General features: G+C 30.1%; 11 protein-coding genes. 9 read left to right on the top strand and 2 right to left on the bottom strand.

Annotation, left to right across the window (positions count from 1 at the left end):
* Positions 1-93 precede the first annotated feature (93 nt).
* The 9 genes from KM800_RS10735 (at position 94) to KM800_RS10695 (ending at position 14,122) form a co-directional block, all read left to right on the top strand.
* Positions 94-1,551 carry a hypothetical protein gene (locus KM800_RS10735; RefSeq protein WP_217813064.1) on the top strand — a complete coding sequence of 486 codons (1,458 nt, stop codon included), beginning with the start codon at positions 94-96 and terminating at the stop codon, positions 1,549-1,551.
* Complete coding sequence (locus tag KM800_RS10730) at positions 1,541-2,392, top strand: GGDEF domain-containing protein (RefSeq protein WP_217813063.1); 852 nt, start codon at positions 1,541-1,543, stop codon at positions 2,390-2,392. The genes KM800_RS10735 and KM800_RS10730 overlap by 11 nt, the downstream gene beginning before the upstream one ends.
* Positions 2,385-3,290, top strand: coding sequence for a DUF2334 domain-containing protein (locus KM800_RS10725; protein ID WP_217813062.1), 906 nt, complete (start codon positions 2,385-2,387; stop codon positions 3,288-3,290). Before KM800_RS10730 ends, KM800_RS10725 begins: the two co-directional genes overlap by 8 nt.
* Positions 3,291-3,302: 12 nt before the next feature.
* A complete protein-coding gene (locus tag KM800_RS10720) occupies positions 3,303-4,553 on the top strand; it encodes a glycosyltransferase (RefSeq protein WP_217813061.1) in 1,251 nt (416 codons plus the stop codon).
* An 11-nt stretch (positions 4,554-4,564) separates the two neighbouring features.
* Positions 4,565-6,613 (top strand): cellulose biosynthesis cyclic di-GMP-binding regulatory protein BcsB, encoded by a 2,049-nt coding sequence (locus KM800_RS10715; RefSeq protein WP_217813060.1) that lies wholly within the window; start codon positions 4,565-4,567, stop codon positions 6,611-6,613.
* A gap of 110 nt (positions 6,614-6,723) precedes the next feature.
* A complete protein-coding gene (locus KM800_RS10710) occupies positions 6,724-7,947 on the top strand; it encodes an exonuclease SbcCD subunit D (RefSeq protein ID WP_217813059.1) in 1,224 nt (407 codons plus the stop codon).
* Complete coding sequence (locus tag KM800_RS10705) at positions 7,934-11,425, top strand: AAA family ATPase (protein ID WP_217813058.1); 3,492 nt, start codon at positions 7,934-7,936, stop codon at positions 11,423-11,425. The genes KM800_RS10710 and KM800_RS10705 overlap by 14 nt, the downstream gene beginning before the upstream one ends.
* 29 nt (positions 11,426-11,454) lie before the next feature.
* Entirely contained in the window at positions 11,455-12,750 is a 1,296-nt protein-coding gene (locus KM800_RS10700) for a homoserine dehydrogenase (protein WP_217813057.1), read from the top strand.
* A 322-nt stretch (positions 12,751-13,072) separates the two neighbouring features.
* Positions 13,073-14,122 carry a 3D domain-containing protein gene (locus KM800_RS10695; RefSeq protein ID WP_217813056.1) on the top strand — a complete coding sequence of 350 codons (1,050 nt, stop codon included), beginning with the start codon at positions 13,073-13,075 and terminating at the stop codon, positions 14,120-14,122.
* A gap of 137 nt (positions 14,123-14,259) precedes the next feature.
* Here KM800_RS10695 and KM800_RS10690 read toward each other — a convergent pair whose 3' ends face one another.
* Both KM800_RS10690 and KM800_RS10685 read right to left on the bottom strand, forming a co-directional pair.
* Complete coding sequence (locus tag KM800_RS10690; RefSeq protein WP_419195469.1) at positions 14,260-16,281, bottom strand: PAS domain S-box protein; 2,022 nt, start codon at positions 16,279-16,281, stop codon at positions 14,260-14,262.
* On the bottom strand, positions 16,274-17,968 hold the full coding sequence (locus KM800_RS10685; RefSeq protein ID WP_217813054.1) for a GGDEF domain-containing phosphodiesterase: 1,695 nt from the start codon (positions 17,966-17,968) through the stop codon (positions 16,274-16,276). Before KM800_RS10685 ends, KM800_RS10690 begins: the two co-directional genes overlap by 8 nt.
* Positions 17,969-18,055: the final 87 nt, after the last annotated feature.

The following is an 18,055-nucleotide window of genomic DNA, read 5'->3' as shown; positions in this document are numbered from 1 at the left end:
TTAATAATTTAATGAAAAACAGCACAACCTACCAACAATTAATAATTTAATTGTTGGTTTTTTATATGTCCAAATATTAAAGGTGATTTCATTATGAAAACTTATTTGAAAAAGAAGATGAATTATGGATTACTTGCTGCTGTGATGGTTCTATTTATATGTGCTATCACTCTGTTTGTAAGACCAATAGTTGGAATGGCGGACAATGGAGATTTCTTTCGCATAATGAGTCAGAGTGACCTCTATTATATGTCAAGTAGCAATAAAAATAGATTTTTAGGATATTTTACTAAAGATTATGGAATTTATAGATACAATAATGATAACGCTAAAATTATAGTTTCCACACAACTTATATTTACAAAAGTAGCAGTTTTTATAGCAAAACTTTTAACTGAAGGCTATATATTTGATATAAGGATATTGGCATTTTTATATACAATAGTGTATGCAGCTGCGGCCTATTTAATTGTAAATGTAATGACCGTTAATTTAAAGTCACATAAATACAAATTGTTGATTACAGCTCTGTTTGTGTTCATATTTTGTGATACAGGTTATATTGCATATTTTAATTCCTTCTTTGCCGAAGCTGTAAATCTAAGTTTTTTTCTACTTAGTCTTGGAATACTTCTATATATTTATAAATTCAAAAAATATACAATCATAAATTTAATTTTATTTTCAATAACCTCAATTATTTTTATAGGTTCCAAACAACAGCTTGCACCAATAGGGATATTTGCAGCATTGATTTTAATCAGGATTTTTATAAAACACAATAAGAAGATATTTCGCTATACTGCAATGGTATTATCTTTAATTATACTGGCATCTTCATTTTATTTATATAGATCAATATCTGGAGATTTTGACTATATAAATAGATACCATGCAATGACAAGAGGGGTATTGCTGAATGAGGTAAATCCTGACAATATAATGAAGCAGTTCAATATAAACAGGCAGTATTCAATGCTTCAGGGAACTATATATTTTGATGAATTGCCTATTATAGATCCTGGTGGTGAAAAATTAAAAAAGGAATTTTACAGTAAATATTCTTTCTTTAATGTACTGACGTTCTATTTGAAAAATCCATCAGCAATGAAAAAGATGATAAATCTGGCTGTAATTAACGGTTACTCCATAAGGCCCAGGGTTATAGGAAACTATGAAAAAAATGAAGGAAAACCTTTTGGACGGCAATCCCACTTTTTTTCAATGTGGAGCAGTATAAAGGAAAACTATATACCGCACAGTCTGTTCTTGACTGTAGTTGTTTTTGGAATATATTTTGTATTTGCAGCAAAAAGATATATTGCAACAAGAAAAAATGGCGATATACATAGTCAGCTCTTTGAAGAAGCTTTTTTGTATGTATTTCTCGTTGGAGTATCACAGATATTTATTTCTATAATAGGTGCTGGAGATGCAGATCTTGCAAAACATGTATTTATGTTCAATGTAACTTTTGATTTGATGTTTTTATATTCTGTCTGTTTGATTATTAAAAAATTTACTGTGAAAGGAGATAAAAATGAAAATTGAAGATTATAGAAAAAATATAGACATATTCATGACACTGCTTATAGCATATTTTTTTATTTTATCCATGTCATTTCAATACATTCAGGTTCAGGGACAGTTTGAAAATTATATAATGCTTTCAGTAGTTATGATAGTGGCAGTTATAAGCTATTATACAGGAGTTACATTTTCACTTGTAGTGGTTTTGACGGCAGAATTTATATACTGCAGTTATAAATTCTATATGTATATTGTGAATGCTGTTTCGATAGATCCTTCAGTATACTACTGGGTTGCAGCTATACCTGTTACTGCTCTGCTGATATCTTTCTTATCAAAATATATAGTGGATTTGCAAGTTCAGTCAGCTAAAGTTGATGAAGAAAGTAAATCTCTTGTCATGATAGATCCTCTTACGGGAATAAGAAATTCATCGGCTCTTTTTAATGAATTGCCCATATATATGAGCATGAGCAGAAGATATAATATACCAGTTGCACTTATGGTAGTCAAGTTCAGGTACAACAACAAATTAAAGAGCATTGTGGGTGATAAGTTCTTTAAAAATATAATTGCAGATTGTTCAAATATACTGGAAAATTCACTGAGAATTGAAGATAGAAAATATATTTTAAAAGATAATGACACCTTTGTATTTATACTTATATCAGATGAAAGTGGATGTGAAGTTGTAAAGAAAAGATTTAAGGAAAATATTGAGTCTGTAAATATAGATAAACATGATATATTCAATAATCTGAAATTGGAAATACAGGTTGGATATTGTATTTACAATGAGGATATTGAAGATGCCATGACTTTCCTGTCCACGGCGGAAATGGAAATAGATTATGATGTTTAAGGCATTAAAAAAAACAGTACTAACATCCATGATTTTGTTTTTTACAGTTATTACTTTCCAATGTATTGGAAATTTTGTGCTTGCCGGGGAAATATACAGATTTAACAGCAAAAATTCGGGCAGCGGAAATGTCTATATGTTAATCGATAAGGTATATCCATTTGTAGATTTGAATGATTTTGTAGAAAAGGTGGATTTCTTGCATGACAATGGTATTTCATTCATCTGCAGTGTAATGCCTGTATATGACAACAAGGACTTAGATGCCATGAAACGATTTTGCCAGGTACTCAGATATGCTCAAAGTAAAGGTGGAAGAATTATAATGCATTCTTCTGTAATCCAAGGTGAGGATGTATCCGGAAAGGATTTAAAGGTAAAGATGGATTCTGCTGAAAAGATATATGTTGACTATGGGGTATATCCTATGGCACTTGATGTATCCCAGGAACTTTTCACACGAAAAGATTATAGGGAACTTGTAAATTCAAGCAAGTATATATTTGTAGAAAAAGATGTGGAAAAGGGTTCAAGCGATACTGCATTTAGGATCAATGTAGATTTACCACTAAATGATTTCAAAGTTTCTGTAAATAATATGATCCAATCTGGAGGTCATTTTAGAGATGTTGATTATTTGAATATGGATATTGATATGGGAGGACTAAAGTTGACAAACCTGGGTTCCTACATATTTTTAAATGGAAAATCTGTAAGTGAAGTTAATGTTCCACTTAAATCAAAAGAAATATCAGGGACAGTTAAACCTCATGAAAAAGTTGTTGATATAACTGGAGCAAATAGAAAGATGATAGTAATAACTTCTGGAGTATGTCTTGTTTTTATAGTGATAGTCATTATAAGTAGAAGGATAGATGTTAGAAAATTTTTTAAATAGAGAGGTAGGCCTATGAATATATTTGATTATTTACTTTTATATTCTCTTGGAATCATATGGATAACAATATTTATAAATGTAGTACTGGTTATTGGAGGGTATATTTACTACTTGAAAGTATTGAAAGTCAAAATGAAAGAAGATTTGGTGGATTTTCCCTTTGTATCTATCATGGTTCCTGCGCACAATGAAGAAAAGGTGATAGGCAGAACTGTAAAATCACTTCTTCAATTGGAGTATCCTGAAGATAAATATGAAATCATAATTATAAATGATAATTCCAGCGATAGTTCTTCAGAAATACTGGATGAATTAAAGAGAGATAATCCAGATAGAAATCTTATTGTTATAAATACTGATAGTACTACAGGTGGAAAGGGAAAATCCAATGCACTAAATATAGGATTTGAAAAGAGCAAAGGTGATTTTTTAGTTATTTATGATGCAGACAATACTCCTGAAAAAAAGGCTGTTAAATATTTGCTGGAAACTATTTTGTCGGATGATAGACTAGGTGCTGTTATAGGTAAATTCAGATGCAGAAATAGAAAAAAGAACCTTCTTACAAAGTTTATAAACATTGAAACACTTACTTTTCAATGGATGGCACAGGCAGGAAGATGGCAGTTTATGAAATTGTGTACTATTCCAGGTACTAATTTTGTTATAAGGAGAAGTTTGATTGAAAAAATGGGAGGATGGGATCCCAATGCTGTGACTGAAGATACGGAAATAAGTTTTAGGCTTTACAGAATGGGTTATAGAATAAAATTCATGCCCCTGTCTGTAACCTGGGAACAAGAACCCCAGACACTGCGAGTGTGGTTCAAGCAGCGAAGCAGATGGGCAAAGGGAAATGTATATGTACTTGTGAAAAATTTCAAGTTTTTGTTTTCCAGAAGAAGTGGCGTCAGCAGATTTGATATATTGTACTATACTCTGATATATTTTTTCTTCCTATCTGCAGTACTATTGTCGGATTTTCTATTTGTAATTGGACTAACACAGACTGTCCAATTTCATATAGGAGGCTACAGTATTATACTGTGGATTATGGCATATAGCGTGTTTTCACTTTCCATCATGGTAGCTATTTCTACTGAAACAGGAGAACTTAATTTAAAAAATTTTTTAGTAGTACTGCTCATGTATTTTACATACTGCAAACTGTGGGGAGTAGTGGCCGCATTTGGGTTTTACAGTTATTTGAAGGATGTTATTTTTAAGAGAGAAACAAAGTGGTATAAAACTGAAAGGTTTTAAGGAGGAAGGAAATGAAAAAGTGTAACTGTTTTAAATATATAATATATATGATGATATTTTTTATGATTTCTACAGTATTGAATGTAAGCGTCAAAGCTGCACCCACAGATAATTTGCAATATAAAAATTTTACTTTTGGGAATGATGTTAATCTTAAAGGAGTTTTTTCATCCCATTCAATGTATTTTGATGCAAACAAGTATTTACAAATTAAATCTTTAAATGCAGATATATATTTTAATATAAGCCAACTGGTTAGCAGTGTTAAATATGCAACTATTACATTTTCTTTAAATGGAAGTAATTTTTATTCAGCTCCATTATCATACAAGACCGGACAAGATACGCAAAATCTGAAAATATCCATACCTTTAAGGCTGATTAAAAGTGGAAGCAATCAACTTAAAGTTGAAACATATTGCAGGATATCAGATAAACCATGTATAGATGATGTAAATAATGCAAACTGGATTACTATTTATGGTAATTCAAGTCTGTCCATGGGATTTACTTATAAGTCCGTTACAAATAACATATCCGAATTTCCATACCCTTATAATACAGTAATAGCAGTGCCTGACAACTATACTGAAAGAGAACTGTCAGCAGCATTTATGCTTCAATCCTATTTTGGAAATCAGAGCAAAGATGAAGATTACAATGGTGTAGTCATGAAATATTCTAAAGTGCCTAAAGACGAAAATGCTATATATATAGGTGGAATTAAAAGTTTCCCTTCAAATGTAAAACAGTTGTATTCACGATTGGAAAATCAAAATTATAGCGACAATGCAGTAATAAGAAAAAGTGGAAAAATTATAGCTATAGCAAGTGAAAATGGGGATATGCTTGAAAAATCCGTGAAACTGTTGATGAATAAAAATCTCTTGAGTCAGTTGAACTCAGATACTTTTATCATGGAAAAAAGTATTGATGAAGAGAGAAAGCCTTTTGAGCAGAGCAGCAGATTGACTTTTGAAAATTTGGGATTGGATACTATTCAATTAAAGGGACCTTTTAGGCAGAGTGCATCAGTGCAGTATGCTCTTCCTAAAAATAGAGTGCTTTCGGAAGGCTCAAAAATAAAATTATTTATGAGGTATTCTCAAAATCTGGATTTTAATCGTTCTCTTCTAACTGTATATTTAAATGGAATACCTGTAGGAAGTAAAAAACTCTACAAAGATAAGTGCAATGGAGATGAAGTCGAGTTATCCGTACCTCACGATATAAAAAAGTCGAATTATCTAGACATAAATATTGCCTTTGATCTTGAAATGCCGGGGTCTTTCTGCCAGTTTAGACAGGAAGAGATGCCATGGGCAGTTGTAACAGGAGATTCAAACATATATATTCCAAACAACAAAGTGGATTTTTACAGTTTTGATACCTATCCTCAGCCATTTATATCAGATGGAAAATTTAATGATACAGTTATAGTTGTACCAGATACTTTATCAGAAAATGACATTGAAGTAATAAGCAGAATGTTTTCATATATGGGAAAGGATATGAACTATAATAGTGGAAATTTAAGCGTAGTAAAATCAGTAAATTTTTCAAAAAAGTATTATAGTAAAAATCTTATTATATATGGTACTCCTGGCAACAATACTGTAGTAAAAGATCTGAATTCAAAGTTGTGGTTTAAATACAATAGCAGTTATAGTTCGTTTCAAGGAAATGAAAAACAGTATCTATTGGAACCATATGCTTCAAATATAGCTTCATTTCAATTTGATGTATCACCATATAATAGAGAAAGAGCTATTTTAATGCTTACATCTCCCAAACAGGATATTCTTTCAAAGTCAATCGGGTTCTTGTATTCTTCAAAACAGGTATTGAAGTTGACGGGAGATTCAATTCTTGTAGATAACTTGGGAAACTTGAAAACATTCAAATTCAAAAAAGAGGTCTCCAGACCTATATTTGATAAATTTAATAGTGCAGATACAAGTACAAAGACATTTATAGGTATTATGGCATTGATGTTTATATTTATTGTAATTGCCATAGTTCTTTACTTCTTTAAAAATAGAAAAACTCATATAAAGTGAAAATCGCCTTCAAAATCCCCAACTTTTTGGTGTATAATTTAGATAAAATAGGCAGCTGTTACTTATAAAAAAATTTACAAGTAACAGCTGCCTGGATAAGGAGGTGGAACATGAAAATTTTACATACTTCTGACTGGCATCTTGGAAAGAACCTGGAAGGTTACAGCAGGATGGATGAACAGGAAGCTTTTCTTAAAGATTTCATAGAGATAGTCGAGGAAAACCACATAGATTTGATAATTGTAGCAGGAGATATTTATGACAGCTATAATCCACCGGCAAGGGCAGAAAAGATGTTTTATGAAACACTTAAGAAGCTGTCATCCGGCGGAAAGAGGATGACTTTGGTCATAGCAGGGAACCATGATAATCCAGATAGACTTGTAGCGGCAGGCCCTCTTGCTAAAGAACACGGTATTATTATGATAGGTACTCCCCAAACTATAGTATATCCCGGGAAATATGGTGATCATACAGTAGTTGATTCTGGAAACGGATATGTTGAAATAGAAATAAATGGAGAGAGAGCTGTAATCCTCGCACTGCCATACCCAAGTGAAAAGAGATTAAATGAAGTATTATACAATGAAATGGATGCTGATACTAAAAAGATTCAATCATATAATGACAGAATAAAATCAATTTTTCACAATCTAAGTAAAAATTATAGAGATGATACCATAAATCTAGTTGTTTCCCACCTATTTACAATGGGGAGTCAGGAAGGTGGCTCCGAGAGGAATGTTCAGCTTGGAGGAAGCTTTATAGTAGATGGAAGTTGTTTCCCTGAAAAAGCTCAATATGTTGCACTGGGGCATATTCACAAACCTCAAATAGTACCTGGAACCAATGGTATAGTAAGATACTCCGGATCTCCGCTTCAGTACAATAAAAAGGAAATTAATTTTAAAAAGAAATGTTTTATAGTAGATGTAAAACCCTGTGCACAATGCAGTGTGGAGGAAGTAGAATTTAAAATATACAAGCCTATAGAAATATGGAAGTGCAAAAGTGTAGAAGAGGCTATAGAAAAATGTAAAACCAATAAAGATAGAAATTGTTTTGTATATATGGAAATCATGACAGACACATATATAGGAGAAGAAGCAATAAAATTAATGAAGACAAATAAAAAGGATATAATTGAGATTGTACCAAAGATAATGGGAGAAAATGTGGACACAATAGATATAAGTAGTTTTTCTGAAAAATCATTTGAAGAAATATTCAGAGAATTTTATTTTAAAGAAAGAAAAGTTGAACCTAACCAGGAAGTGGTGGACACATTGCTATCCATTATGAATGGAGGTGAAGAAGAAAATGAGACCAATTAAACTTAAAATAAAAGGATTGAACAGTTTTATAGAAACTCAGGAAATAGATTTTAATAAATTGATGTACAGAGGTCTATTCGGCATATTTGGTCCTACTGGAAGTGGTAAGTCTACAATACTTGATGGTATTACTCTTGCATTATATGGTGAGGTTGCAAGGAAAAGTTCCAATTTTATTAATACGAATTGCAGCAGCTTATATGTTGGATTTGAGTTTCAGATATCCTCTAAGGAAATAAATACCTATAGAGTGGATAGAGAATACAGGAGAGATAAAGATGGAAGAATCAGAACAAAATCTGCTAGGATTTTGGATATAACTTGTGGTGAAAAAATATTAGAAGAGGGCGTAAAAAGTGTAAACAAAAAGTGTGAAGAAATAATAGGTCTTCAGCTTGATGATTTTACCAGAACAGTGGTTTTACCCCAGGGAAAATTCAGTGAATTTTTAACATTGAGTGGAAAAGAAAGAAGAGATATGCTTGAGAGATTGTTTAATCTTCAGAAGTATGGTAATGATCTTTCTTCCAAATTATCCAGAGAAGTAGGACTTCAAAAACAGAAGTTCAATGTACTTCAAGGCGAACTAAAAGGCTATGATAATATTAATGTAGATATTTTTAAAAATAAAACCAAAGAGTTCTCAATAATTAAAGAACAGTGCAGTGAATACGAGAAACAACTTTCAGAAATTGAAGTGAAATTTAACGAAGGAAAACAATTGATGGATCTTCAAAATGATTTAAAAAACAAGCTCGTTGAACAGGATTCACTTGAAAAAAATAAATCCAAAATAGAAAGTTATAAAAATAAGATTTTATTGTGTGAAAGTGCGCTAAAAGCAAAACCCTATGTTGATAATTATGAAAGTACAGTCCAAAAGATTAAAAGTGTGAAAAATGAAATATTGCATTTGGAAGATGAGATGAAAAAGATTGAAGAAAATAGAGCTTTAGTATATAAATTTTTAACTGAAGCCAAGGATGATAATGACAATAAATTGCCTGAGATGAGATTGCAGCATCAAAAAATTGTAGATGCTATACGGGAAAGGGATATTTTAAATAGAGTTATATGTGAAAATAATTCAATAAAAGAAAGCATTATAAAATTAAGTGGTAATATTGATACTTTTAAAGATGAAATAGAAAATAATAGCAAGTACATTGAATCTATATATAATGGTATAAGTATTAGAGAAAAAAAATGTGATGAGCTTGAAATTTCAGAACAATACAAGCAAAAAGTCAATGATGCAATAGTGCTTTTAAATAATTATGAAAATTTAATAAAGCAAAGAGATGTTTTATGTGGTAAGATAAAAAACACAGGAGATATTATTGGAAGTAATGAGGAGAAAAGTAAGACATTATTTGACGATTTAAATGAAAAAAAACATTTGCTTCAGAAAAAAAATAATATGCTGGATGAACTGTTGAAAAACTATCCAGGAGATCAAAATATGCTTCTTGAACTTCAAAAAAAAATATCTTCTACAGATGATAAATGGACTCAATATAATAGCTGTACTTCCAATATTAAGAACAGCAGCAATATTATAGAAGAGTTTAAAGAGCAATTGAACCAATGTAATAAAAAAATTCACGTATTGGAAAAAGAAATAAAGGAAAAAAATGATAAAATCGAGAACATCCATATTGAAAATCTTGCACAGACCTTGAGAAGCAAATTGATACATGGTGAGCCATGTCCTGTATGTGGTTCAGTTCATCATATTGAGCAAAATATAAGGATAGTTGCTCCTGATAATTTAAAGCAGCTGAAATTGGATTTAGATGAAAAACAGAAAGAGCATGACCTTTTGATTGCAAAGATTATAAGAATAAAGACACATATTGATGGAGAAGTAAAAAATATAGAAAAAAACAAGGATGAATTGGAACAATTATGCGAAGATTTTAAGTCGGTTTCTGTAGATAAATTAAAACAGCAATTCAAACTAATGAAAGATAATATTGAAAAATTTAATTCAGGGAAAAATAGTCTGGAAAGCGAAATTAAAATATTAATCGAGGATAAAAACAAATTGGAAATAGGATACGAAAAAATGTTTGCTGTTCAGGAACAGAACAAAAGGCAATTTGTTAATTTGAAAGCAGAACTTGAAAAATTGGAAAATGAATATAAGACTATGCATGATACATTGGAAAACATGAAAAATGAGCTCAAAGTTCATGACTTTAAACAGAAAATCATGGAAATATCTGATAGGGAAAAGAAAAAAATTTCTATAGAAAATCAGTTAAAGGATTTAAGATTGGATTTGAAAAAAAATCAAGATCATAGAGAGATTCTAAAAGAAAAGTTTACAGATTTAAAAGAAAAATCAAATGAAAATAAAGTCAGATTTGTTGAGAATGAAAAGATAATACAGGAGAAAAAAACCAGTATAAAAGATAAGCTTGAAAACAATGAGAACTTAGAACAGCTTGAAAGTATCAAGGAGAATATATTACGCAAGACAGAGGAGATAAAAGATAAATACAGTAAAGCCGAAAATCAAAAAAATAACATAGATGCCACATATAACAAATTTAATTCCAATTTAATGGCATCACAAAAAAATTTGCTAAATTTAAAAGAGAGAAGTACTCAGGACAGAATAAGTCTTGAAAATATATTGAAAGAACAAAATATAAGTAGTATAGATGAAGTTAAAAATAATATTGTAGATGTAGTGGAAATCAAAAAACTAAAAAGTCAAATAGAAGAGTATGATAGATTGTCAACTAAGTTGACAGGTGCTGTGGAAGATCTTAATAAAAAAATAGGCAGTAAAAAGATTACACAGGAACAATGGGATGAAATAAAAAAATTAAGGAATGAAAAAAATAAAATATTTGAAGAGCTCAAAAATACTAGGATAAAATTAGAATCCGAGATAAAATATATAAGTAGCAAATTAAATGAGTTAAATGTACTTTTGAAATCAAAACAAAAACTTAATCATAAATTAAGTATTTTGGATGATCTGGATAAATTATTCAAAGGTAAAAAATTTGTAGAATTTGTAGCTGCAAATCAGTTGAAATACATATCCATTGAGGCTAGTAAAAGATTGAGACACATAACTTGTGGAAATTATGGATTGGAAGTTGATGAAGAGGGAAAATTCCTAATTATAGATTACAAAAATGGGGGGAAAAAGAGAGATGCTTCGACTCTGTCAGGTGGTGAAGTATTTGTAGCATCATTGGCACTTGCACTTGCTTTATCCTCTCAAATTCAATTAAAAGGCACGGCACCTCTTGAATTATTCTTTTTAGATGAAGGATTTGGAACTCTTGATGATAATTTACTTGAAATAGTCATGGATTCATTAGAAAAAATTCATAACAAAAGGTTGTCAATAGGAATAATAAGTCATTTGGAATCAATTAAAGATAGAGTTCCGGTAAAGCTTGTAGTTACTCCGGCAGAATCTGGAATTGGAGGAAGCAGGGTTAAAATAGAATAGAATATAAAAACAGGGAGTGAAATATTTTTATGAAAAAGGTTAGAATAGCACTGTTGGGACTTGGAAATGTAGGAATTGGGGTTTGTATAATTTTGTATTCCAATAGAAAAGAGATAATGAAAAGATCAGGATATGAAGTTGAAATAGCAAAAATTCTTGTAAGAGATAAAAATAAAGATAGGGATGTATATATACCTGATGGTGTACTTACAACAGATTTTAATGATATATTGGAAGATGATTCAATTAAAGTTGTAGTGGAAGTTATGGGAGGAATACAACCTTCAAAAGACTATATTCTAAAATGTATGGACAAGAAAAAGCATATAGTCACTGCAAATAAAATGCTTCTGGCAACTAATGGAGATGAACTATTTCAAAAAGCGGAAAGCAATGGAGTAATGTTGCAATATGAAGCAAGTGTTGCAGGAGGAATTCCAATAATAAATGGAATAGAGGAAAGCTTGACTGCTAATAAAATAAAAGAGCTATATGGTATAGTAAATGGTACTACAAATTATATTCTAACTAAAATGCAGCTTGATAGAATGGGATTTGATACTGCACTTAAGCAAGCACAGGAAAAAGGATATGCTGAAGCAGATCCAACATCGGATATTGAAGGATTTGATGCACAGTATAAGCTCGCAATACTTTCATCATTGGCTTTTGGAACAAAAATAAACATAGATAATGTGTATAGGGAAGGTATTACTGAAATTTCATCCATAGATATAAAATATGCCAAAAAATTCAATATGGTAGTTAAGATGCTTGCTATTGCAAAAGATCATTTTGGAAGGCTTGAACTTAGAGTCCATCCTACAATGATTCCCAATAATCATCCTCTTGCAAATGTATATGATTCTTTTAATGCAATATTTATAAAGGGAAATGCAGTTGGAGATCTTATGTTTTATGGAAGAGGTGCAGGAAGTTTGCCTACTGGAAGTGCAGTAGTAAGTGATATTATTGCCATATTGAGAAAAAATGTAGATTCACAAAGTTTATCTGCAGTTCAAAATAATCTATGGGATAGAAAAATAGATGATATAGGAAAGAGCGCAGGAAAGTTTTATATTAGAATTACTGTAGAAGATCAATCTGGAGCACTTGGAAAAATAACTACGATTTTTGGAAAATACAGCATAAGCATTCGTTCGGTTATACAGAAGGGAGAAAAAAATTCCAAAGGAGGAGTTAATATAGTTTTAATTACACATAATACTTGCAAGGAAAAAGTAGATTGTGCTGTTAAGGAAATTAATAATTTGAAATCCGTAATTGCAATTAATAATATTATAAGAATAGAAGATTTTAAGTAAAAAACCTCTATTTTATAAAAAAACTAAAAAAATTTTTTGAAAAATTTTTTTGAAATATATGGTTATTGATTTATTCAATAGGTTCTCCCCCTCAACACGTTGATATTAAAAAACTTGCTTTGTATAGAAAATTTATTTTTTGAGGCCGAAATTTTCATTGAAAATCACGATAATTACTTTTAATTAATATTTGTTATCACGATTTTAGGGTATATCGGCTTGAAATTTTTCATAATCTAGTGTTATAATAAAAAACATGTTGACAAAACATAATGTTTTTAACCAAAGTTTTATTTAACAAAAGGTTGGGGAGGAGAACAATTTGAGTAAAAAAATGTTATCTTCGATTATAACATCAGTTATAATTAGTGTCATGATAAGTGGTAATGTTTTTGCTGCATCAGATACTTTGAAACAAACTCAAGATAATAAAGCAAAATTCCAGGTAGAAGTTCAAAATTTAAATACGCAAATTGGTAGCGTTATAAATAAAATTGATGAAAATAAGAAGCAGATGAATGATATTGCTGAAAATATGAAAAGTACTCAAGATAAATTAAATCGTATACAAAAGGAAACAGAGGAGAGCAGACAGTTATTTAACAAGAGAGCAAGGGCCATGTATATGTCAGGTACAGATGGATATATAAATGTGCTATTTGGCTCTAGTGATATAGGTGATTTTCTGTCTAGAGTAGATACAATATCTAAAATAATGAAATTTGATAATGGTATTATGAGTAAGTTGAAGAATGACCAGCAGGTCATATCAAATCAAAAACAGAAATTAGTAGCTGAAAATAATAGACTACAGACTTTAAGGCTGAACAGTCAGAATACTCTTGCAAAATTAAATTCAGATGTAAAAGAGCAAAAACAGCTTCTCGCTAATGCTTCTGCCAAGGAAAAGGAATTGATTGCAGCAGATATGAGAGCTAAAGAGGCAGCCAAAGCTAGGGCAGATGCAATTGCACAAGCTTCAGCCCAGAAAACAGTTGCAAGCAGGGTAATGGTAGCTAGCAATTCTAGTAGTTCTAGTAGTTCTAGAAGTTCAGAAAATAGTATTTCTGTATCACGTGGAACGTCAACATCAACACCGTCTGTAGAGGCAAGCACAATTACAGTACAAGCCACTGCTTATACTGGAGGTGGATATACCGCTTCAGGTAGACAGGCAGCTGAAGGTGTTATAGCAGTAGATCCTACAGTTATACCAATGGGATCCAGGGTATATGTAGATGGTTATGGATATGCCATTGCTGCAGATACAGGAGGAGCTATTCAAGGAAACATAATAGATCTGTATTTCTCTTCACAGTCAGCCTGTGAAAACTGGGGCAGAAGAACCGTAACAGTTCATATACTTAAATAATATAAATGAGTTATAAAATATCTTTTCTTAAAAAATATTTTTTATTGAAAAGTCATAATATTATTATGTATCTAAAAGACGATAAATTCAAATGAATTTATCGTCTTTTTTTAATATTAACATATTTATAATATACTTTATCGTAGAAATTTTTCTGTTATAGTTCTTATTGTACGTATTGAAAATGGTTTTGCAATGTAATCATCCATTCCACTTTCAATGCATATTTCCCTGTCACCTGACATGCTGTATGCAGTCATTGCAACTATGGGTATGTGACTTTTGTTATGAATTTCATTTTTCCTTATTATCTTTGTAGTATCCAGACCATTTAATTCAGGCATCTGCACATCCATCAGTATTAGATCTACATTATTGGTTTCCAAAAGCTCTAAGGCCTGTTTTCCGTTATATGCACATATATAGTTATATCCTAGTTTTTTTAACATATCACAAGTTATTTTCATATTAATATCATTGTCTTCTACTATTAAAATTGTCTTGTCCGATTTGCTTAATGAAAAAGTAATATTAGTATTTAAATTATTAGAGGAGTTATAAGCCGATTCGCTAAAATCAAGTAAAAATTGTGAGGTGAAGTAAAAAGTGCTTCCTTTATCTTCGGTACTTTCAAACCATATGTCACCATTCATAATTTTTACAAGTTCCTTTGAAATTGAAAGCCCCAGTCCGGTACCTGCATAGTATTTATTGTAAGATATATCCTGTTGAGTAAATTTTTTGAAAATATTTTTTTGAAATTTATTTTTAATTCCAATACCGGTATCTTTTATACAAAATTTAAGAATTATTTTTTCATTTAGTTGAGACTGTAATTTTACTTTCAACATTATACTGCCTTTGTCAGTAAATTTAATAGCATTATTAAATAAATTTATGAGTACCTGTTTTAGTTTAAGTTCATCCCCAGCTATTTTATGAGGTATAAGAGGATCTATGAAATAAGTAAATTCCAATTGCTTGTTAGTACAGGCAAAAGAAATCTCTTTTATAAGCCTATCCATCATATTTTTAAAATCAAATACCTTTATGGAAACATCAATATTTCCTGATTCTATTTTTGATATATCTAAAATATTATTTATTATATTCAATAGATGTTTTGATGAATTCTTTAATATCTTAATATAGGGCTGTTCATCCTTACTTAAATTCATTAGATTCAGGAGCTCTACTGCACCTATAATTCCATTTAACGGAGTTCTTATTTCATGACTCATGTTTGCTAAAAACTGGCTTTTGGCAGCATTTGCATTTTCAGCTTCAGTTTTGGCTTTGCCAAGTTCTATATAGTTGGTTCTCAGTTCTTCTTCGGTAGCTGTGAGTTCTTCATATATAGAGGTAAGTTCTTCGTACTTATCTCTTAGTTCTCGTTCGCGAGATACCTTACCAGTAATATTTCTAGCTATTGTGTATGCACCTATAACATCTTTATTACTATTATAAATTGGTGAAACACTTATGGATATAAATAATTTTTTACCATCTTTATTTACACGTAAAGTTTCGTAGTGATTTATCTTTATATTATTTTTTACTTTATCTAGTATTAAAAAAATGTCTTCCTTGCTTTCTTCGGGTAAAAGTATGGATATACTTTTACCTATAATTTCATCTTTGTTATATCCATATATAAGTTCAGCTCCTCTATTCCAACTTGTAATTATTCCATCTAAAGTTTTACTTATAATAGCATCATCTGAATTTTCAAGAATTGAAGCCAATAGTTGCATTTCCTCTTCTTTTTCTATTGTATCGGTAATATCTTTTATTATATTTAAAATTAGTATTTCTGAATTATGATTTACTCTAACACAGCTTATTTCAGCAGGAAAACTTGAGCCATCTTTTTTATAGTGAACTGTTTGAAATTCTATTCTTTTATTCTCTGTATTTTTAATATGTTTATCCATATCCGTGGAATTATTATGTATGTTTCTTAACTTACATATATTTATGGATAAAAACTCATCTTTTGAATATCCATAGTATTCCAAAGATTTTTTATTCACATATACAATTTTTCCATATAGGTTTAATAGTATTATTATATCTTGTGAATTCTCAAGTGAACTTTTGTATACTTTAAAGTTGTCATCATTTATATCATCATTTGTTGAAATATCCAATTTAAGCACCTCCGAGGGTATTTCCTTTTATCAATAATTTTTCTACTTCGCCTATAGGCAGTGGTTTACTGAAATAATATCCCTGTATTATAGTACATCCAATTTCTGAAAGTAAGTCTAGTTGTTTTTTTGTTTCCACACCTTCAGCAATTACTTCATAGTTTAGTAACTTTGATAAATTAATTATGCAACTTACTACGGCTTTATTTTTTTTGCTGTAAATATTATCTATGAATGATTTATCTATCTTTATTGTGTTTATAGGAAGATTAGTTAAGTAATTCAATGAAGAATAGCCAGTTCCGAAGTCATCTATTGAAACTCTAATTCCATTTTTTAAAAGTATATCTATCGTTTCAAGTTTTGTTGCAGACAGGTTTATCAATGTACCTTCTGTTATTTCAGCTTCAAGTATAGAAGGTGAAATATTATATTTTTTATATGTATTGGTAAACTTGTATATAAAATCTGGTTTCCTAAGCTGGATAGGTGAAACATTAATTGCCATCTTTTTTATATTGATTCCTTTAATATTCATATCATGTATCACTTTACAAACACAATTTAAAGTCCAGTCACCTATTTCTACTATGAGTCCAGTTTTTTCAGCTATAGGTATAAATTCAGCTGGAGAAACACAACCTAGTTTTTGATTTTCCCATCTCAATAGGGATTCAAATCCTAGTATTTCATTGTTTTTAGAATTAACCTGGGGTTGATATAACATATGAAATTCATTGTCCTTAATAGCAGATTTAAGTTCTTGTTCTATAGTGAGTCTTCTATTATATAAATCAAATATTTGTTTTTCGAAAAAAGTAAAATTGTTTTTACCATTTATTTTTGATTCATATAAAGCAAGATCGGAATATTTGTACAATTCATTTATATCATTACTGTCTTTAGGAAATATAGAGATTCCCATACTTATAGTTATGTATATTTGTTCATATTTAACTTCAAATGGCTTTTTTAAGTAGTTGAGTATAGTATCACATAAGTTTATTAGTTCTTTATAGGAATTGAATTTATCTACAATTATCATAAATTCATCTCCAGCCATACGGTATATTTTTCCACAATCTTTTATAGCCGAGCTCATGAGTTGAGAAAATATTATAAGAAGCAAGTCTCCATAGTCATGTCCAAATGTATCATTGACTAATTTAAGTTCATCAATATCTAAAAATATCAAGGCACCTTTTTTAGAATTTTGCAGCATTATTCTAAGATTGTTTGTAAATAAAAATCTATTTGGAATGCCTGTTAGAGAATCATAATATGCTAAATATTTAATTTGTTCTTCCAATAATTTTTTCTCAGTAATATCCATTAAACATCCAGATAGGAATTTTTTCCCCTCTTTAGATGTCTTTGTAGTTTTTCCTGTAATAAGAAAGTATTTGATTTTGCCATCTTTAGTTAAAATCCTGAAATCACTTCGATATGTAGTAGTATTTCCATTTATGAAAAAAGTCAAATCATTTTTGGCACTTATTCTATCATCACTTACAACAATTTTTTCTATAAAGTCCAATAGATTTATGAAGGAATCTGAGTTATAACCTGTTATATCAACTAAATTGTTTGAAAAAAATATTTTGGGATTTTCTGTGCACCACTCCCAAAGTACTATGTTTGCCCCTTTTAAAGCTCTAATATATGGTTGTTCATTATATGTATAGTTTGTTTGCATATTTCACCTCCTTAAAATATATACAAAAATTTAATTTACAAAATATAAACCCGATTACACCATTATAGTATAAATTAAAACTTAATT

Origin of the sequence: Clostridium tyrobutyricum (assembly GCF_019144085.1) — a bacterium.
Lineage (GTDB): Bacteria > Bacillota > Clostridia > Clostridiales > Clostridiaceae > Clostridium_B > Clostridium_B tyrobutyricum_A.
Note: the sequence above shows the minus strand (reverse complement) of the source record. Positions and strands in the feature narration are given on the sequence as shown.